The organism is Chitinivibrionales bacterium (assembly GCA_035516255.1).
Classification (GTDB): domain Bacteria; phylum Fibrobacterota; class Chitinivibrionia; order Chitinivibrionales; family FEN-1185; genus FEN-1185.
Genome location: DATJAL010000034.1, coordinates 33,278 through 51,705, shown reverse-complemented (window position 1 = coordinate 51,705; position 18,428 = coordinate 33,278). Strand labels below are relative to the sequence as shown.

The following is an 18,428-nucleotide window of genomic DNA, read 5'->3' as shown; positions in this document are numbered from 1 at the left end:
CCATACAGAACTGAATCCATTTTCTCTCAAAGATGCAATAGAACGAAAACTCAAAGCCATTTTCAAACAAGTCTTGGTTACCTCATTTGTGAGACGACGACTTTGAGCCTTCGGTTACCTTTTTAAATGAGCCGATACGTGTGTAATTCGTATCTTGTTCAAAGTAGGCGAATTAAGCCAGGGGAATATTTTCATGGACTCCATTTTTAAAATTATCAAGAATTCAAGTATTAATCAAATTAAATGATTAGAAAATTGATTTGTCAATCATAATATGTAAGTCAATTCATTGATAATTAATAAATAACGGTTATAGCTTAATCTATAAGATTAAGCATTAATGACACAGGCTGGATTTGGTCATAATTCACTTGTGAAGGCAGCTGTGCCCCGAACTCACGGCATATTCTGAGTCTATTCGAAATGTGAAACTGGTGTTGGGGGGATATGATTCGTGTAAGCACCTGTCCTTTTCCCGAAGCGATTTTATCCTCCGACACGATGTAAAAACAATCGCAAAAAAAGTTTTCGTGATCTAACTTGCATTGGGTTAAAAGATGTTTTGAGGCAAATTTTCTGATAGAAGTTTTTTTTCGGTCCTAAGGAACATCGTTTTAAAAATCTTCTTCGGATAAATATATGGAATGGATTTTTACAAACGGCGCGGCCGGTGTCTGCAACGGTTCAGCGGAACACCACCTTTGCATTTTTCCTAATATGCCCGCATTTCTGTTGCCTCAAATTAAAGAACTCTTTTATATTTAACAGACTTGTCTTCAATCCATCCTGGAAACAGATCAGTTTCTTTTTGTTCCCAGACAATGGTTTCAACCAATTGGAATTTTCTTTCGGAGGATGCATGAAGAAGTATGAAGCAAATGCTATCAGGAACGTATGCTTGCTTTCCCACGGCGGCGTGGGAAAGACATCGCTGCTCGAGGCTGCCTGCTACACGTCAAAGGGAACCAGCAAGCTCAATAAAGTCGCCAACGGTACCAGCATTTTCGATACACGGGCCGACGAAAAAGACCGTAAAATGACCATCAGCATGAAACTCGGGTTCTGCGAATGGAACAACGCCAAGATAAATTTCCTCGATACGCCGGGCTTTCTCGACCTCCAGGGCGATGCGAAAGCCGCCCTCAGGGTGGTTGAATCCGCAGTGATGCTCGTGAGCGCGCTTGACGGCGTGCAGGTGGGAACCGAGCTCATGTCCCGCTTCGTTGAAGAGGCCAAAATGCCGAAATTATTTTTTGTCAACGGTATGGACAAGGACAACGTCGATTTCGAGAAAACGCTCGCAAACCTCAAGGAGACCTACGGCACCGCCGTGGCGCCGCTCGCCATTCCCATGGGAAGCGGCGCGTCGTTCAAGGGCGTTGTAGACCTTGTCAATAAAGAAGCGTTCGAATATTCACGTGAAGGCAGCGGCGTAGGTAAAAAAATCGATATTCCGAAGGAATTGGCGGATGAAGTGGACACCCTCCGCTCCGCGCTCATGGAGTCGGTTGCGGAGACCGACGAGACGCTCATGAACAAGTATTTCGAAAAAGGCGAGCTCTCGCTCGATGAACTCAAGCAGGGACTCGCAAAGGGATTTCTGGAAGGTGCGGTGTTCCCGGTACTCAGCGGCAGCGCGACGCTCAACATGGGCACCGACGTGCTTCTCACCATGATTGTAAACCTCTGTCCGTCGCCGCTTTCCCGCAAGGAAGTCGAGGTGGTGGCCGGCCAGGAAAAAAAGACGATCCAGGTTTCCGAACCCCAGCCGATGTCCGCGTTTGTATTCAAGACGATTTCCGAGGAACACATCGGCGATTTCAACTGCATACGCGTTTTCAGCGGAAAGCTCACCTCGGGAAAAGACGTTCAGAACCTCACCCGCAGCTCTTCGGAGCGCATGAGCAACATATACTTCCTGCGCGGGCACGAACGTGTTGACACACCGGAAATAGGGTTCGGCGATATCGGGGCGCTCCTTAAAATGAAAGATACGCACACAAACGACACGCTCGCCGACAAGGGCGTCGGTTACGTGTTCCCTTCCATCAAATTTTCAGAACCGCTCGTCAACGTCGCCATATCCTCGAAGAACAAAGGTGACGAAGACAAGATCGGCCTTGGATTCGCGAAGCTGCGAGAAGAAGACCCCACGTTCATTTATAAATACCATGCCGATATCCGGCAGTCCGTGCTTTCCGCCATGGGCGACATTCATATCGACATCATCCTCGGCGCCCTTAAGAACAGGTACAAGGTCGAGGTCGAGAAAAAACAGCCGAAAATATCATACCGCGAAACCATAACGAAAACCGTTAAGTATGTCGAATACACCCACAAGAAACAGTCGGGCGGCGCGGGCCAGTATGCCAAGGTCGCCATCGATCTCGAACCGCTGCCGCGCGGTTCCGGATATGAATTCGTTGACAAAATCGTTGGCGGGGTGATCGATCAGTCATTCAGGCCGAGCGTTGACAAAGGCGTACACGCCAAACTAGAGGAGGGGATCCTTGCCGGATACCCGATCGTTGACGCGCGCGTATATCTCGTCGACGGCAAGACGCATCCGGTCGACTCCAAGGACATCGCTTTCCAGATCGCGGGCCGTGAGGTTTTCAAGCTGGCATTCGAACAGGCGGGCCCGATACTCTTGGAACCCATCGCGGACATGCGGATAACCGTGCCCGACGACTACACCGGTGACGTCATGGGAGACCTTTCTTCGCGCCGCGGCAAGATAGGCGGCATGGAACCTGAGGGAAAATTCCAGACCATCGTGGCAAAGGTGCCTGAGGCTGAAGTGCAGAATTATTCGCAGGCGCTCCGGGCGCTTTCACAGGGACGCGGGTATTTTTCAAAATCGTTTTCTCACTACGAACCCGTGCCTACCGAAGTGGCGCGAAAGATCATCGAAGCTTCGAAACAGACGGTGCAGGAAGTCAAGGAATAACGTTTTTGAAAATGTAAATAAAGGATATCCGTTGGGGGCGATTTCTGATCGCCCCCTGTGATTTTAACGTAAAGGGCCGTTTCCGGCGGGCTGGATCTCATGGCACGTTTAAAGACAATAGAATGGATTGACAATTGCGCACGCATCGTTGACCAGACCGCGCTGCCTTCAACCCTGATCTATAAAGATATAAAGACCATTGAGGAAATGTATGACGCAGTTAAAACCCTCCGCGTGAGGGGCGCGCCGGCTATCGGCGTAGCTGCCGCATTCGGTTTGTACCTTGGAATCCGGGGAATTCCGGACAGCACCTCAGAAAAAGAATTTACCGCTGAATTGAAAAAAAAGGCGGACTATCTGGTTTCGTCGCGTCCGACAGCGGTCAATCTGGCGTGGGCGATCAAACGGATGGTTGAGACCGCCCGATCTTCCGGATTGTCAATTTCCTCCAGGAAAAAAGCGCTTCTGGACGAAGCTCTCAAAATCCTTGAAGAAGACCGGCAGATGTGCCTCGCGATCGGCAAGAACGGGTACGATCTGATCAAGACATGCAAAGCCGTTCTTACCCATTGCAATGCCGGAGGTCTTGCGACCGCCGAATACGGCACCGCCCTCGCGCCCGTGTATGTGGCGCAGGAAAAGGGCAGACTTATCCACGTTTATGCTGACGAGACGCGACCGCTTCTGCAGGGATCGCGCATCACCGCGTTCGAACTCATGGCAGCCGACATTCCCGTCACCGTCATCTGCGATGACATGGCCGCGACGGTCATGGCGCGCGGACTGGTCGAAGCAGTACTCGTCGGTGCCGACCGGATCGCGGCAAATGGCGACACGGCAAATAAAATTGGTACTTACGGCGTCGCGCTGCTTGCCAAAGCGCACCATATTCCATTTTACGTCGCTGCGCCTTCGTCAACGTTCGACCTTTCGCTTGCCGACGGCAATGCCATTCCCATTGAAGAACGTCCGGCCCAGGAAATAATCAGCGGGTTCGGCAAGGAAACCGCGCCACGCAACGCCATGGTCTTTAATCCCGCCTTTGATGTTACCCCAAACAAGCTCATCACCGCGATCGTATCCGACAAGGGTGTTATGAAGCCCCCGTTTCAAAAAAATATAAAAAAAGTCTTGGCTTGATACATGCAAAATGGTATTGTCAAATGGTACAACGAGGGCCAGGGACGGGGAATAATCGTCTCCGTTGATAATCGAAAGGAGATACCGGTGACCCATTCCGGAATCGCGGGAGACGGGTTCAAGGTGCTGTTTGAGGGTCAGCGGGTAACCTTTGACATCATGGAAACCTCCCGCGGAACAACTGCCGTGAATGTGGAAATGTGCGGGGAGGAATAAAAGCATATCGGTTCAATGATTCGCGCGATGCTGATGAGTGTCGTTTTGTAAAAAAGCGGGTGCACCATTAACACGAATATTTCAGCTTCGTTGTTGGTACTTTGCGGCATTCTGTGCGCGACCGGCCAGACCCAGAAAAGTCCCGGCGATCCGCGGGAAAACGCCGTTCCCATCGTTTACTGCTTCCACAATAAAAACATCGACGTCACGGTTCTCGCCACCATCGGGTCAGCGCACGCGCGCAACCCGCGTTTCGGCTGGATCCACCTCGACTCGATACTTCATAAAAGCACGCCCGACCTTCTCCTGGTCCAGATACGGCCCGAACATTTCGACAAACAGGAATTCTTCGACGGTTCGCCGGAGATGGCCTACCTCGCGCATGCCGCGCAGAAGATGAAGATCGAATGCCGCGGGATCGACTGGTGGCGCGACGTGCAGCTTGCGAAATGGGACCTTGTGGGACCGGGAGAGCGCATGCAACATATCTACCCGAATATTAGGGCCGCACTTGCTTCCGGACATGCGCAGATGGTCATGATCGCCATCGACATGTCTCTCGTTGACTCGTTACGCAACAGACTCGTTGCCGATAGCCTCAAGGAATGGGACTGCCCGCAGGCACAGTTCAACGTATCGAAGTATCCCGACCTGCCAACGGAAACAATAGACTTTTTCAAGGACGGGGAGGTTTACCTGGCGTCGCAGCCCTCCGCGGGCGCCGACATGGTGCAGCAAAGGCTGAAGGAAATGCATGAGATTGTGAAGGGAAAGGGGTATGTGTTTAAGCGATAGCAGGATCAGTTTTTTATTCAGGATCAAAGGATTCCAAAATAGTTAATGGTTTGACAAATAGATGTTTCTGGAAAGGCTGTATATCATCGATATCGGTTTGTCAACTTTCATTACCGCAACAACCCATATCCCTTCCTGAATTTCCACATCGGCGTCCCCTTTGCGAAATGCGGCATCACGATTCCTTGCGCCACGGCATTTGAAACTGCAGGCTGGTCGATCGCCCGGTCCCAGACATCCTGCACCGAGTCAAAGGAGTAGATTCCCCACAGGGGAAACATGCCTTTTCCCCTTTTTGCGCTGCCGGCGTACGACGTCGCAGCGGTATAACCGGCTTCGAGCGCCTTGTTCCAGACGCGCCGGTTCCACTGTCCAAAAGGGAATGAAAGGCTGGTGACCGGCCTGCCTGTTATGTCTTCAAGGATTTTCTTGGATTGCGACAGTTCCGCGGATAGATCCGCGTCGCTGAGCAGGGTGAGGTTGGGGTGGGTCATGGTATGGCTGCCGATTTCATGTCCCAGCGATAAAATTTCTTTTACTTGTTCTTTTGTCAAATGAATCTGCGGGGGCAGCGTGTCCCACGTTGATGGCTTGCCGAGAAAACCTGCGACGGGAAAAACCGTCGCCTTCCAATTACGATTTTGCAATTGAGGGAGGGCAAAACGGTAAAAACTTTCAAAGCCGTCATCAAAGCACATGACAGCGGCCTTGGGGCGGTCAGGATCGGGACGCCGCAGCGCTTCGCCCAGCGTGACAAGGATAAAACCATTTCCGGCGAGCCTGTCGAGCAGAGCGGTAAATTTTTTTGGGGAATAGTAGGAGCAATGCGGTGCGCTTTTTTCGGAAATTGCATGCAGCAGAAGCCCGACAGGCATCGTTCTTTTTTTCTTTGCTCCGAAAAACACAAGGGCAAGGATCCCGGCGAGCAGGGGAGCAAGAAGAACAAGTAAAATAATGGTTGCGGCAGTCATACGGATTCAGGAGAAAAAAACGCTCGATACGGATAAAGAGATGGAAGGAAAAATCTTGCCGATTTCACTTGGAACGGTTGAAGAAACGGGAAAAAAGGCCTTTTTCATTTTTATGTTTCTGGAAGGCCGCGCCTTCCTTCGCCTTGTTTTTAAGGTAATTCATGGAGGTGAAATAGAGATATTCGGTGTTGCTGGGCGGAGGAATTTTCTTCATGGCCGCATTTCGTGAAAGACCGTTACCCTGATCCTGGCCGACAAGCACCTCTTCGGCGGCTTTTTCTGCAGGAATTCCTGCGGGCGCCTGCTCGGGAACTGCCGCGTATTGGATATGTTTGGTCTCGGGCGGCGGCGGAACGATGCGCCTGCTGTCATGCAGGCGGGGTTTCACCGGTTCGGGAGCAGGTGGATCCGCAACCGGGACGGCGGTCACGGCAGGGCCAGCAGGCTGCTGCTGATCGAAAAAGGAATCGAACCCCTGCTCCACATCGTCCTGGGAAAGAGATGGCATTGCAACGGGCCCTTGAAACAGGTTTTCCATGTTGCGGTTGATGGCCGCGAGCGCCTGTTGCAGCATGCCGGTGTGCCGTTCGATGCAGGCCGAAACCGCGGCGAGCGGTGTTGAACGGTCGAACACGGTAGCGATGATCGTATTGTCGTCGACCGTTGAAATGAGCAGGCTCTTTGACTTCCCGGTGTGGGTCATGGTGCCGAACTCGCGTTCGCCAATAAGCCCCGCGATCGCCTGCGTGGATGAAAAACTGCCCACGATAAGCGCCGCGAGCGCGGACATATCGAACATAGCGAGGGTTCCCTGGTTTGCGAGAAGGCGGGTATCCTTGTTGATCAGGAGCGCCGAAAGTAGCTTTGTCTCGCTTACAAGAGACTGCAGAATGGTGTTGAGCCGGTCGATGTCTTCCTTGTAAAGAATTACATCGCTCATTCGGGTTTTTCTTTATTGAAAAATTTCGAAAGGAACGTGTTCTGCGGTTTTGTTTTAGGGTTCACCGGTCGCTTGATTTTCTTCCGCTGACGGTCGGCGGGGTTGACAGACGTGAAATACATCGGCTGGTCTTCCTCCGACACCGCCTGTTCCTCGGGAACGTCCGCCTGCTGCTGTGGAGGATATTGCATTTCTTCGGTGGCCGGAGCGGCATAAACGTCGTAGCTTCCCTGCTGCGGCGCGGGAAACGCGCCCTGCTGCGGCTGTTGGGCCTGTTGGGGAGCCTGCGGACTTTGCAGCGAACGGAGGCGCCGCTGCTTTTCCTCGATTTCCCTCTGGTATTTCTCAATTTCGAGGTCGAGTTCTGTTTTGTCAACAGCCGGCGGCGATTGCTGTTGCACCGCCTTAGCGGGCGGCGGTTCAAACGACGGCGCTGCCGGTTGCCCCATGGGTTCAAGGTTGATGGCGCCGTAATCGGAATAATCGTTGCGGAACTGTTCATCCTGCACTGGCTGAGGACGAGGCTGCGGTGGGGGAGCGGCCGGCGCACGGACCGGTGGCTGCTGAAACCGTGGCGCCTGTTGCGGCGGTGCCGGGAAAGCATTCTCGGCATATTGCGGCTGCTGCCGCTGCGGCGGTGGAGGCGGAGCAGCAACCGGTCTCGCCTGCTGGGGCTGCGGCCGCTGCGGCGGAGGCGCGTAAAAGGGATCGGCTGCGGCGGGCCTTGGCGTCGATGCCGCCGCCTGCTGCTGCATGGGCCTGGGTGCGGCTTCCTGCGGTTGACCGAATGAAGGTCTCGAATATTTTTTGTTGAGATTGTCAATGACTATCTTGCCGATAATTTTAAGCGACTCAAAGACGCCTTTTCCCTGATTGGCAATCGCTTCGTTCCACGGATAACCGAATTTATTGATTGATTTGTCAAGTGCCGCAACAGGCATGGCGTTCGGCAGGTCCCTTTTGTTGTATTGAACAACTATCGGAATGCTTCCCTGTTTGATCCCATATTCCGCCAGGTTGTCGTGGAGGTTCTGGAAACTCTCAAGATTTTCCTGCATTTTATCTTGAGCGCTGTCAACGACAAATACAACACCGTCCACGCCGCGGAGAACAAGTTTGCGGGTTGCGTTGTAATACACCTGGCCGGGAACGGTGTAGAGCTGGAATTTTGTCGAAAAACCTTTGATTTTTCCCAAATCGAGCGGGAGAAAATCGAAGAACAGCGTTCTATCGGTCTCGGTGGCAAGTGAAACCATATCACTTCGATAATCAATGGGGATCTTTCTATGGATAACCTGCAGGTTGGTGGTTTTGCCGCTCAAGCCAGGTCCGTAAAAGACGATCTTGACGCTGATTTCCCTTATCGCATAATTAATTGACGCCATTTAAGGTTCCCTTTGTTAGGACAATAAACCACAGCAAAGCCCCCGTGGCAATCTTGACAAGAGCCGCGGTAGGCAACGAAGCCATAAGTATTAATAAAATATAGTTCTGTATGAAAGAATATGCAAGCAAAGTTCGGGAAAGCTCCCAGAATAAATGAGGCTATTTATTAGGAGTACTCGGAAGGCGGGCCGTTTTGTGCGAATACAGGTCCCGTTCGGTGATCAAGCCTTCTGAAACAAGTGTTTTTATCTTAGGAGGCGGTGATCCTTGCAACGTATGATATTGAAGAGCGGCGATCCGGATTTTTTGTGACGCTTGCGACGCCGGCAAATCCGCCATCGCCTGTTGGCGCTCTGCAACGGCTTTGCGGAGCAATACTGCATTTTCGATGTATGAAAAGGCGAAAATGGCGAGCAGCCATCCGAGAATTGCTATCAGCGAAACTGTCGCCGCGGCAAATTCGGCCGCCGGCTTTCGAACCGGTTCCAATCCGGGCGCCTTTGCATGAGCCCGTTTTACCGCAAGCGGGGCAATGGACGAGTTTTGCCACAATCCGAACAGGGTTTCATACACGCGGTAGGGAAGGAAGATGGACTTTTCACAAATCAATGAAACCTTCGCGGTGCCATTGACAAACGAAAGAATATATGCCGAGGGATCGGCAAGAGGCGCCAGTGCTGCCGAAGGGGCAACTTTCTGCGCGGGAGTGAAAACCGTGTCCGGCTTGATATGCTGCCGTATCCGCTTCCACTCGTCGGTCCGCCGCATTGCTTCCATGGTGATGGCATCCACAGGAAAAGTGACGCCGGCGACAATGTATTCATGGATGCTTTCGAGGGTGTCGAACCGGTAATTGCCGTCTTCCCAGAGAAAAAGACTGCATGCCAAGTCTTCTATGCCCATTTGCGCAAAGGCCACGAGTTCCTCCTGCGTCATATATTTCCTGTTGATGAGCTCCTGCGAAAAAAGCCGCATTTCGCCCTGGCACACGGTCAATAATTCATTGACTTCATCATCGGAGTACCGTTTGACGGCTTTGAGATACCTTGACAGAAGTGTTTGCAGGTTTTGATCACTGTTGCCGGCCGCGACCACGGCGCCCTGCGAAAAGATGACAAACGCCTCCCGGCCTTCATGCGAAAGAATGAGTTGACCGGTTTTTGCGTCGCGCGAAATCAATTGAAAGATTTCCGCAAGTTCGAATTCGCGGAGGCTGCCCCTGAGTGCCATGTCATTCACCCCGTTTTGTTAGTTCTCTAAATCCCTTCACAAGGCCCTGGCCAAAGAAGAATATGTTGTAAACAGCAAGAACCAGATATGCCTGCGCTATAAGTCCTTGTACGGTCCATGTAGGAAAATTGAACGTTGCGCGGAACAGGGCAATATACGTCGCATAGATGATGGAGGTGGTTGCGACAAGCGACAGCGACTGATAGAGGGGTGCACCGCGGTAGACTAGGCCAGAACCGGGAAAAAACATGTTGAGAAAAATCGCCGTAAAAGTTCGAAAACGCACCGTTCGGGACTGGATTTTGGACATGATGCGCTGCCTGATTTGTTCGTTGCGGATCTGCTGGGTCGCGTTGAAACAGGTCTTGCATATGACACCGCGTTTGCATTTCCGGCAGACAATGGACTGGCAGAGTTTGCAGGCGGTCACTTTTTTCACCACCGCTTTCGACCACACCAGGGAATCCATCATTAGGAGAATGGCCAGCAGCCCGAGTGACAGAAGACCGTAGAGCGGAAGGGAAAAGCCGAAAAACATGCCACCGAAACGTTGGCTGGCGGTGTTCCACGTCCCGCAATATTCGGGAAAAATGTTGCTCCAGAAGTACATCGGGGAAAAATCCGGTGCCATAAGCTGCCGCAGAGGAGGCCAATCCTTTGAAAAACATTCATCGTTTTTCTTGATGAACGCGTTGACATAGCCCGGATTGAGTTTCGTTGCCTGGGTGATATATTCCATGCCTTTTGCGGTTTCCATGGTGTTGAAATAATATTGCCCCAGGTTGAAAAATGCGGGCTCATATGACGGATAAAGCGAGATGCATTCCTGGTAGGCGCCGCGTGCTCCGGCGAGGTCGCCGCCGTAAAACAGGGTATTCCCGGTTGCCACCAGCACCGCGGGATTGTTGCGAAACAGCCGTTGCGCGATCTGAAGATGGGGAGCCGCTGCGGACGGGTCGCCTTTTTTTAGGGAATAAAGCGCCGATGCAGTATGAATAAGATAGTCAGCGTTGTTGCTGATTGTTCGCGCGCGAATGCATGAGTCAAGTTGGTGATAATATCCTTCGTCAAGGGCTTTCTTGTACAACATCACCGATCCGCCGGGAGAAAGCACCTGATCGAACATGTCTCCCAATTTAACGCTGAGGGGAAACAGAAGAAAAAGCACGAGCGCAATCATCGCGAGGGGCTTATCCTTGCTATCACAAAAACGCCAAATGATGAAAAAGAAACACCAAATAAAGGCAAGCTGGCCTAAAAAAGCGATTGAAGCGAAAACAAGAAGAGCCAGGAATAATTTCGCCTTGGGCGCAAAAACATCGGGAAGGCGTTCTGAAGGAAGATGGAGCGCCCAGGAAAAATATTTCGGGCCCAGGCCGAGCAGAATGCCCGCCATGGCAATGAAAAGAAAGGTAAAGAACCATGCGCAGATGTTTTTGACGAGCCCGAGCTGGATTTTCCAGGATGACGAGATATCGTCGACGATGTCCTGAAGCCGGGGCAATACCTTTGTCAAGGAAAGGACGCCGGCAGATTGGACGGCCTGAAGGTGGATCAGGATGTCGTCCTTGTCGAACCAGGAAGCCCATGAATTGTACAATTCCCCGGTTTCACCCAGACCCTTGCCGGACATTTTTACGGCTTTGTAAAGTAACTGCTGGGTAATGACGGGTGCGGCCTGTGCGCCGCTGGCAAGAAAGATCTGTTCCAATTTTTTAATGCATTTTTCCTGCCAATCCCGGAGGCCGCACCTTTCAAACTCCACGGAAAGGACCCACATACGGCCCGGGTATTTTTCGGCGGAGGCAATGGCCTTGGTGAAATACGAGACGGCGTCCGCATCATCGTGCACGTCTCCTGAGTTTGACAAACCCTTGAGAAAGTAAGGCCACGGTGTTGTGGTGTCAGGCGAAAGTGGCACCGCAGGACTATGGTAGCCCGGCTCCATTTTGGAAAACTCGGTGGACCGTATGCCTGCCTGCAGATACATGATATCTCGCGACTCCAGCGCAAGGGCTATCTCCGATTCCCAGAAAATGGGCTGAGCAGCCGAACCAAGCGCCAAAGAACATATAAATCCCAGCACCATAACGGGCATAGTGTGTGCTAAGTGGGAATCTCTATTGTTGCGACTTATGTTCATATGGCGATTGGATTCCGCGGGCTGATAGATACGAACTATAATAATAATTAATATAAATTCTACATACGTGGTATTAAAAAAAGCAATTCTATTTATCGGGAAAACAAATTATTAAGGTCCTACGCCTTAAATAGCCAAACCCTGAGTAAAAAGTGGAGGAGTTGCAAAGAGAAAGGGATTATTCCTCAAGACTAACCAGGTCCTGATAGGTTTCACGCCTTCGAATGACGGAATAGTGGGAACCGTCAACAAGGATCTCGCAGGGCCGAGGCCGCGAATTGTAGTTGGACGCCATGGAAAAAGAATAGGCTCCGGCGCTGCGTATCGCGATGAGAGAACCCTTTTCCAGCTTGTCAATAGTACGGGCTTTTGCAAAAAAATCAGACGATTCGCACACCGGGCCGACGATGTCGGCAACCGATTGCGGGGCGTCTTTATACTGCACCACCGGGACGATGGCATGGTAGGCGTCATAGAACGGCGGCCGGATAAGGTCGTTCATCCCGGCATCGCATATGTAAAACAATTTGCTGCGCGCCTGCTTTACGTAGATGACGGTGGCCATGAGAACGCCGGAATTTCCCACGATAAAACGGCCGGGCTCGACGATGAAATTGCAGGCGAGTTTTGCTGCATACGGCGCAAGGAGGCCGGCGAACTGGATGGGGGTAAACGGCGTTTCACGGTTGTAAACGATGCCGAACCCGCCGCCGATGTCAATGGTATGGAGATTGATTCCGAGGCCGTGCAATTGCGTGAAAATGTCGCCGAGCACGTCGAGCGCCTGCCGGTAGGGTTCGAGGGAAAGAATGGGCGAACCGAGGTGCACGTCAATGCCCACGGGGTTGAGGTGCGGCAATGAGTTCATTCTTTTATAGAGGTCAACAGCCTGCTGGGCAGGGATGCCGAATTTGTTTTCCTTTTTTGCCGTTGTGGTATGATGGTGCGTGTTTGCGTCAATGTCCGGATTGATGCGGAGCGAAACGGGAGCAATGACATCAAGCGAATGAGCGATGTCCGAAAGAGAATACAGTTCTTCCTCAGACTCCACGTTGAATATGGCAATGCCGCTTTTTAAGGCATACCTTATTTCCTCAGCGGTTTTTCCAACGCCAGAGTAAACGATTTTTTCCGGAGGAATCCCGGCCTTAAGGGCGCGGAAGAGTTCGCCGCCCGAAACGATGTCGGCGCCGAGGCCTTTTTGCGCCATGAGGCGGAGAATGGAGAGGTTTGAATTTGATTTGACGGAAAAACATATTTGGACATCAAGCGATTCAAAAGCGCCCAATAAAAGCTCGATAGAATTAATGATGCTTGCCTTGCTGTACACATACGCAGGAGTGCCGAATTCGCGGGCAAGCGCGGACAGCGGCACACTCTCGCAGTATAATTCTTCGCCCACGAGGTGAAAATTAACCATTGTACTTCCTCAGCAAAACCACATAAGGCGGGAAAAACGCCACTAACCGGTTTTTAACCCTTAAGCTTGTTCACATGGATATAAAGCCTGGATTTTTTGTTTGCGGCGTTGTTTTTGTGGATCAATCCGCTGCCGGCGCATTTGTCGATGAACGACACCGCGAGCCTGAGCTTTTCCTGGGCGGCCTTCTTGTCCTTTGACTCGAGGACATGACGTATGACCGTGCGGAGCGTAGACCAGTCGCTGCGGTTTTTAAGATTGGCTTTTTTGCTTTTGCGGACATGTTTTTCGCACGCTTTGTGTTGAGGCATTGATACTCCTTACGACCGAAAACCGGTGAAAAAGAAATGAAGATTAACTATTGGAAATTTCTCAAAATATATTCATCCATTAACCATTGTCAAATACTGCAATGGGCTCTTTTTGCCGGCGCAGCAGGATATCAAATAAATTATGGGTACCCACTTCTACAGTATTAAAGGTATTTTAAAAACCAAATGCAATAATACCGAGTGTCCTGGTTCAACGGTAGTCACGGAAAACACCTATCAATTTCTCCTTGTAAACGAACTATGGCGGCAGAAAGAACAAGTAACGGAAAAGAATTCACATTCCTGGAGTTATGCGGCGCAATCCATCTGCATACAAAATTCTCGGACGGTGGCGTGGATTTTCCCGTCATGATAGAAACCGCCAAGGCGGTCGGCCTCAATTACATCGTCGTAACAGACCATGTTTCGCTCAAGGGAAGGGATGCCGGGTTTGAAGGCTTTTCAGATGATCTGTTCGTCTGCGTGGGGTATGAACACAACGATGCCGCGAACATCAACCATTATCTGGCTCTTGGCAGCAATTCAGTGGTCACTTACACGAATGATGCGCAGGGATACATCAACAAAATCAAAGAAACGGGAGGAATAGGGTTCATTGCCCATCCAATCGAGAAGCGCCACTATTTTAAAAAATATCCTCCTTATCCCTGGATTGAATGGAACGCAACCGGTTTTGACGGCATCGAGCTGTGGAACCAGATGTCGGATTGGCTCGAAAACCTGAGGAGCTGGCTTCATTTCTTCCGTTTGTTCTATCCGCGCCGTTTTCTCCTTGAGGCGCCTCGGGAACTTCTCGGACGCTGGGACGCCTTGAACCGCAACCGGTTCGTGAGCGGCATCGGCGGCGTGGATGCCCATTCCATGAAAGTTCGGCTCGGCATTTTCCTTTTTACCATTTTTCCGATTAAAGTGGAGCTGAAAGGAATACGGACGCATCTGTATTTCAGCCGTCCTTTACCGAAAGGCGATGCTGCAGCTGCAAAGGCGATGCTCCTTGACGCTCTAAAAAACGGGAGAGGTTTTATCAGCAATTACAGAAGGGGAGATGCCAGAGGCGCCGAAATCTATCTCGTGGATAAAAACGGACATGCCGTGATGCCTGGCAGTCCCACCGCCGATATTTGCCTGCCGGCAATGCTCAAGGTAAATCTGCCGGAACCCGCGCTGGTGAAACTGGTCGCCAACGGCGAGTATATTGACAAAAGAAAAGGATGGCAGGTTGAATTTCCAATTTCTTCGCGTAGAGTTTTCAGGATAGAAGTTTATAAAGGAAAACATGCCTGGATCTATTCGAACCCTTTTCCCGTCGGACCGTATCCACTCTAAAACCGCTGTCGCGGTACGTCAAGGTGCGATGATAGAAAGACTCGGATGAAGCCATCCTTTTTATGCCGGGTTGCCGACGCCGTATTTCTTGCCCGGCCGCTTTTGTTGATTCCAGTCTGGGGATACTGCGCCTTCGGATATGTTGCGGGCCTCTCCGACGTGCACGGCTTCCATCTTTCAGCCGCCTGGAAAACACCATTTTCCACCGCCGCCTGGATGCTGGTCTTCTCTTGCTCGGTGGGCGCGGTGTATGCGGTGAACCAAATCGCCGACCGGCACGTCGATGCCGTGAATGCCGGTTTTCCAATGTTGGCAAAAGGGAATATTCCGTTGCCGCTCGCGGGGGTAACGGCGTTCCTCCTCGCCGCCGCGGCGGTGCTGATTCCCCTTGCCGCATACCCCGCAGTATCTCTCTTTTCGGCAGCGGCGCTTGCGGTAGGTTTTCTCTACTGTGTCAAACCGTTCTATTTCTCCGGACGTGCCGGTCTGGATTTTATTACCAACGCCGCAGGCTATGGCTTCATCGCGTTCGGTGTCGGCTGGCTTTTGTCCGGGGCCGCACCGGGCCCGGCTTTTTTCATCTCATCATCACCGTATTTTCTCCTGATGTGCGCCGGTTCCATCAGCTCGACGCTCCCGGACATCGACGGAGACCGAGCGTACGGGAAAAATACCACCGCCGTGACCATCGGGCTCCGCAAAGCACATGTTCTTGCCTCGATGTTTATCGCCGCGGGACTCACGGTCTCGCTTCTGCTTAATGATTGGGTGGCGCTCACGTGCTCACTGTGCGCCGTTCCGCTCTATGGAGCCTATCTTGTCCGTAAAACCGCGGGCCTGATGGAAGCAACGTACAAAATCGGCGGATTGATTATGATGCTCATTGCCGCCGTGGTTTTTCCCTATCTGGTTGCCGGAGCCCTTTTGTCGCTTGTCGCCACCATAGCATATTTCAGATTGAGGTTTCATGTCTGGTATCCTTCACTTGTCCCCGCGGCTCATAAATAAAAAGCACGCAGGGCTGATTTTGCTTTTCTTTGGCTGGGGCTGCGTCCCCTGTGCCGGTCTTTCACTTCCCCCTGCGGTCAGGCAGGCGGCTTCCTTGGCAATAGAGAAAATGATCGCCAGTGATTACAACGGCGCGATCCTGTTTTGCGATTCAGTGACCAAAACCGATCCGGAAAATCCGCTGTGGCCGATGCTGCGCCTTTCAGCGGTCGGCCTGCACGACCTGGACCTAGACAGCGCCACGGATTCGTTGAATTTTTCTGAGGGATACAAAAAGACGGAAGCTTCGATATTTAATTTTGAGAAAAAATTCGGCGTTTCTTCGTTCAGCTATACCATCAACGGCTTTTCAAAAGCCATCGCCGCGGCATACTTTTTATGGAGAAAAAAATATTTCACCGGACTCGATGTGGGGTTCTCGGCCCTGTCGGCATTGAAGGAAGCCAAACGGCTCGACCATACAAATACAGACGTGGATTTTATCCTCGGATTTTATACCTATGCGCGGGCCGACCTCAAGAAGAATTTCTGGTGGGCATTTTTCTGGTATTCGGGTGAAAAAATGGACGGCATTAAAAGCATTAAAACGTGCAGCAGAAACGCGCAGTTTGTCGGTTTGGCGGCAACGCTGCTTCTCGCGGAATTGTATTACCGTGAGAACTATATTTTCGAATCCGATGCAATCACCAAGGGCCTTTTGGCGGAACATCCGGAAAGCCGGCTCACCTGGTGGACGTGCGCGAAACGCGGTGAGGCCACCCGGTCATTCGCCGAGGCGGCTGGCTATTATACGAAACTCGCCGATGCGTATGATGGAATACACTGCGCCAGGAGGAACGCGTTGGCGACGCGCGTCAGCGCGGCGCTCATGTATTTTACCGCGGGCGACACGGTGCAGGCAAGAAACGCCTGCGAGAAAATCCTTTCCCGGAAAATGGAACAATGCGATGGCCTTTGTAAAAAGGCCCGCAGTGATGCGGAAAAACTGCTGGCACAAATGCGCAGCCCCCGTTAATGTTTGGCACCGTCATGATTGAAGTGAATCTGGAAAAATGTGATGAATGCGCCACCTGCATCGGCGTGTGTCCGGTTGACGCCATCATGCTTGACAAAAGCATTGCCGTTGACCGAGCGAGGTGCGTTGCGTGCGGCAACTGTGTTGCGGTCTGCCCGGTGGGAGCGTTGTCCCTTCAAATTGCTTCCGACAAGACCACTTCCGATGCGCAAAGGAAGCACCGATGAGCATTCCGCGCAAATTCGAGATCGCGGTCATCGGCGGGGGGCCGGCCGGGATCGTCGCCGCCCTGCATGCCGCGCAGGGCGGAAGAAAAGTGTGCCTTATTGACAGAAAGAAAATCCCCGGGTATCCCGTGCGCTGCGGCGAGGCCATAGGCCTCAAAGGATTCACGCAGAGCGTCAGCCTCAAACCGGGATGGATAAAAAGCGCAATCAAATACATGAAACTCGTTTCGCCCTGCGGTATAAGCGTGACGGTCCCCAACAGCTACGAGGGGTATGTTGTTGACAGGGAGAAAATGGAAACGGACATGACGGCCGATGCCGTGGCGGCGGGCGCGGAATTCTTTCCCGGCACGTCCATTCTGTCAATCGCGCAGATTAATGGCGGATATGAATGCAAGGGCAGCGCCGGTTCGTTTTCCGCGCAATGCGTGATTCTCGCAGAGGGAATTGAATCCCGGCTCGGCCGTTCCCTCGGATGGTCAACCAATCTTTCGCTCGGCGACGTTCATTCATGCGCCTTTGCAAGGGTTGCCCATAACGACATTGAACCCGAAGCCTGCGTTTTCTATCTGGGAAGTTCGCACGCGCCGGGCGGGTATGTGTGGGTGTTCCACCGGGGCGGGAACACGGCGAATGTGGGCCTGGGCGTTTTGGGGTCAAGGTGTAAAGGCGGAATGCCGCGTGAATTGCTTTTAAAATTCATCAATGAAAGATTTCCGGGCGCCGCCGTCTCCGACCTGCACTGCGCCGGCGTTCCCATGGGAAAATGGAAGAAACCTCTGGTAAGAAACGGCGTCATGCTTGTCGGCGACGCAGCGCGCATGATGAATTGCGTGAGCGGCGCCGGCATCGGCTACGCCCTTTTTTCTGGCAAGGCGGCGGGAACCGTTGCCGCGCAGTCTTTTATCGGCGGCGCCTGCAAATACGAACGCCTCAAAACCTATCAAAAGCAATGGGCCTCTTTTTACGGCAAGCAGCAGTTGCGCTCGTTTTCGCTTAAGGAGGTCATGGTGACCTTCAAAGATGATTTTCTTGATGATGTCGCCCGGTCGATCACAAAAGATCCGGACGGGAAAATGGACATCCTTTCCATTTTCATAAAAGCCTTTTCAAAACGCCCCTTGTTGCTGCTTAAGGTGATCAGGCTTCTGCGTTAACCGTCATGTGCCTTTGGCTGCGCCCTGCATTTATAATTCCGACCATCAACCGGAGCGCATTGAAAAAATTCGTCTTCCCTTTTTTTTCTTAAAGTACCATCAAAGACAATAAACTATTTTTCACAGATTGTTTTTCAAGTTGCCGCCGCCGATTTTTGAACGCAAGGGGAGC

16 protein-coding genes are annotated in these 18,428 nt (G+C 51.9%); 9 read left to right on the top strand and 7 right to left on the bottom strand.

The annotated features are described in order from the left end of the window. Positions 1–859: 859 nt before the first annotated feature. The 4 genes from VLX68_10495 (at position 860) to VLX68_10480 (ending at position 5,101) form a co-directional block, all read left to right on the top strand. Positions 860–2,950, top strand: coding sequence for an elongation factor G (locus tag VLX68_10495; GenBank protein ID HUI92665.1), 2,091 nt, complete (start codon positions 860–862; stop codon positions 2,948–2,950). Positions 2,951–3,049: 99 nt separating this feature from the next. Continuing rightward, positions 3,050–4,090 (top strand): S-methyl-5-thioribose-1-phosphate isomerase, encoded by a 1,041-nt coding sequence (gene mtnA, locus VLX68_10490; GenBank protein ID HUI92664.1) that lies wholly within the window; start codon positions 3,050–3,052, stop codon positions 4,088–4,090. 3 nt (positions 4,091–4,093) lie between these two features. Continuing rightward, complete coding sequence (locus VLX68_10485; protein HUI92663.1) at positions 4,094–4,306, top strand: cold shock domain-containing protein; 213 nt, start codon at positions 4,094–4,096, stop codon at positions 4,304–4,306. Between the two features lie 90 nt (positions 4,307–4,396). Then, positions 4,397–5,101: a hypothetical protein gene (locus VLX68_10480; GenBank protein HUI92662.1), complete on the top strand. Its 705-nt coding sequence runs from the start codon at positions 4,397–4,399 to the stop codon at positions 5,099–5,101. Between the two features lie 110 nt (positions 5,102–5,211). Here the strand turns inward: VLX68_10480 and VLX68_10475 are convergent, their stop codons facing one another. The 7 genes from VLX68_10475 to rpsT form a co-directional block, all read right to left on the bottom strand. Continuing rightward, on the bottom strand, positions 5,212–6,072 hold the full coding sequence (locus tag VLX68_10475) for a polysaccharide deacetylase family protein (GenBank protein HUI92661.1): 861 nt from the start codon (positions 6,070–6,072) through the stop codon (positions 5,212–5,214). 64 nt (positions 6,073–6,136) lie between these two features. Continuing rightward, positions 6,137–7,012, bottom strand: a complete 876-nt coding sequence (locus VLX68_10470; GenBank protein HUI92660.1) for a roadblock/LC7 domain-containing protein — start codon at positions 7,010–7,012, stop codon at positions 6,137–6,139. Beyond that, entirely contained in the window at positions 7,009–8,397 is a 1,389-nt protein-coding gene (locus tag VLX68_10465) for an ADP-ribosylation factor-like protein (protein ID HUI92659.1), read from the bottom strand. The genes VLX68_10470 and VLX68_10465 overlap by 4 nt, the downstream gene beginning before the upstream one ends. A gap of 160 nt (positions 8,398–8,557) precedes the next feature. Continuing rightward, positions 8,558–9,628 carry a DUF4388 domain-containing protein gene (locus tag VLX68_10460; protein ID HUI92658.1) on the bottom strand — a complete coding sequence of 357 codons (1,071 nt, stop codon included), beginning with the start codon at positions 9,626–9,628 and terminating at the stop codon, positions 8,558–8,560. A 1-nt stretch (position 9,629) separates the two neighbouring features. After that, positions 9,630–11,618 carry a hypothetical protein gene (locus VLX68_10455; GenBank protein HUI92657.1) on the bottom strand — a complete coding sequence of 663 codons (1,989 nt, stop codon included), beginning with the start codon at positions 11,616–11,618 and terminating at the stop codon, positions 9,630–9,632. 331 nt (positions 11,619–11,949) lie between these two features. Next, positions 11,950–13,191, bottom strand: a complete 1,242-nt coding sequence (lysA, locus tag VLX68_10450) for a diaminopimelate decarboxylase (protein HUI92656.1) — start codon at positions 13,189–13,191, stop codon at positions 11,950–11,952. A 53-nt stretch (positions 13,192–13,244) separates the two neighbouring features. Continuing rightward, the gene (gene rpsT / locus VLX68_10445) at positions 13,245–13,502 is read right to left on the bottom strand and encodes a 30S ribosomal protein S20 (protein HUI92655.1); all 258 of its coding nucleotides are present in this window, start codon (positions 13,500–13,502) and stop codon (positions 13,245–13,247) included. 369 nt (positions 13,503–13,871) lie between these two features. Between rpsT and VLX68_10440 the strand changes: the two genes are divergently transcribed. The 5 genes from VLX68_10440 (at position 13,872) to VLX68_10420 (ending at position 18,256) form a co-directional block, all read left to right on the top strand. Then, positions 13,872–14,849 carry a hypothetical protein gene (locus VLX68_10440; protein ID HUI92654.1) on the top strand — a complete coding sequence of 326 codons (978 nt, stop codon included), beginning with the start codon at positions 13,872–13,874 and terminating at the stop codon, positions 14,847–14,849. Positions 14,850–14,894: 45 nt separating this feature from the next. Continuing rightward, positions 14,895–15,857, top strand: coding sequence for a UbiA family prenyltransferase (locus tag VLX68_10435; GenBank protein HUI92653.1), 963 nt, complete (start codon positions 14,895–14,897; stop codon positions 15,855–15,857). 94 nt (positions 15,858–15,951) lie between these two features. Next, on the top strand, positions 15,952–16,872 hold the full coding sequence (locus VLX68_10430; GenBank protein ID HUI92652.1) for a hypothetical protein: 921 nt from the start codon (positions 15,952–15,954) through the stop codon (positions 16,870–16,872). Between the two features lie 14 nt (positions 16,873–16,886). Then, positions 16,887–17,099: a 4Fe-4S binding protein gene (locus VLX68_10425; GenBank protein HUI92651.1), complete on the top strand. Its 213-nt coding sequence runs from the start codon at positions 16,887–16,889 to the stop codon at positions 17,097–17,099. Next, positions 17,096–18,256 carry an NAD(P)/FAD-dependent oxidoreductase gene (locus VLX68_10420; protein HUI92650.1) on the top strand — a complete coding sequence of 387 codons (1,161 nt, stop codon included), beginning with the start codon at positions 17,096–17,098 and terminating at the stop codon, positions 18,254–18,256. The genes VLX68_10425 and VLX68_10420 overlap by 4 nt, the downstream gene beginning before the upstream one ends. The last annotated feature ends 172 nt before the right edge of the window (positions 18,257–18,428 follow it).

What these genes read in the sequence shown, in the direction of transcription:
- rpsT (HUI92655.1), bottom strand. Translation starts at nt 13,502, where the DNA reads ATGCCTCAACACAAAGCGTGCGAAAAACATGTCCGCAAAAGCAAAAAA.
- VLX68_10465 (HUI92659.1), bottom strand. Translation starts at nt 8,397, where the DNA reads ATGGCGTCAATTAATTATGCGATAAGGGAAATCAGCGTCAAGATCGTC.
- VLX68_10495 (HUI92665.1), top strand. Translation starts at nt 860, where the DNA reads ATGAAGAAGTATGAAGCAAATGCTATCAGGAACGTATGCTTGCTTTCC.
- VLX68_10425 (HUI92651.1), top strand. Translation starts at nt 16,887, where the DNA reads ATGATTGAAGTGAATCTGGAAAAATGTGATGAATGCGCCACCTGCATC.
- VLX68_10440 (HUI92654.1), top strand. Translation starts at nt 13,872, where the DNA reads ATGATAGAAACCGCCAAGGCGGTCGGCCTCAATTACATCGTCGTAACA.
- lysA (HUI92656.1), bottom strand. Translation starts at nt 13,191, where the DNA reads ATGGTTAATTTTCACCTCGTGGGCGAAGAATTATACTGCGAGAGTGTG.
- VLX68_10420 (HUI92650.1), top strand. Translation starts at nt 17,096, where the DNA reads ATGAGCATTCCGCGCAAATTCGAGATCGCGGTCATCGGCGGGGGGCCG.
- mtnA (HUI92664.1), top strand. Translation starts at nt 3,050, where the DNA reads ATGGCACGTTTAAAGACAATAGAATGGATTGACAATTGCGCACGCATC.
- VLX68_10485 (HUI92663.1), top strand. Translation starts at nt 4,094, where the DNA reads ATGCAAAATGGTATTGTCAAATGGTACAACGAGGGCCAGGGACGGGGA.
- VLX68_10460 (HUI92658.1), bottom strand. Translation starts at nt 9,628, where the DNA reads ATGGCACTCAGGGGCAGCCTCCGCGAATTCGAACTTGCGGAAATCTTT.
- VLX68_10475 (HUI92661.1), bottom strand. Translation starts at nt 6,072, where the DNA reads ATGACTGCCGCAACCATTATTTTACTTGTTCTTCTTGCTCCCCTGCTC.
- VLX68_10470 (HUI92660.1), bottom strand. Translation starts at nt 7,012, where the DNA reads ATGAGCGATGTAATTCTTTACAAGGAAGACATCGACCGGCTCAACACC.
- VLX68_10455 (HUI92657.1), bottom strand. Translation starts at nt 11,618, where the DNA reads ATGTATCTGCAGGCAGGCATACGGTCCACCGAGTTTTCCAAAATGGAG.
- VLX68_10435 (HUI92653.1), top strand. Translation starts at nt 14,895, where the DNA reads ATGAAGCCATCCTTTTTATGCCGGGTTGCCGACGCCGTATTTCTTGCC.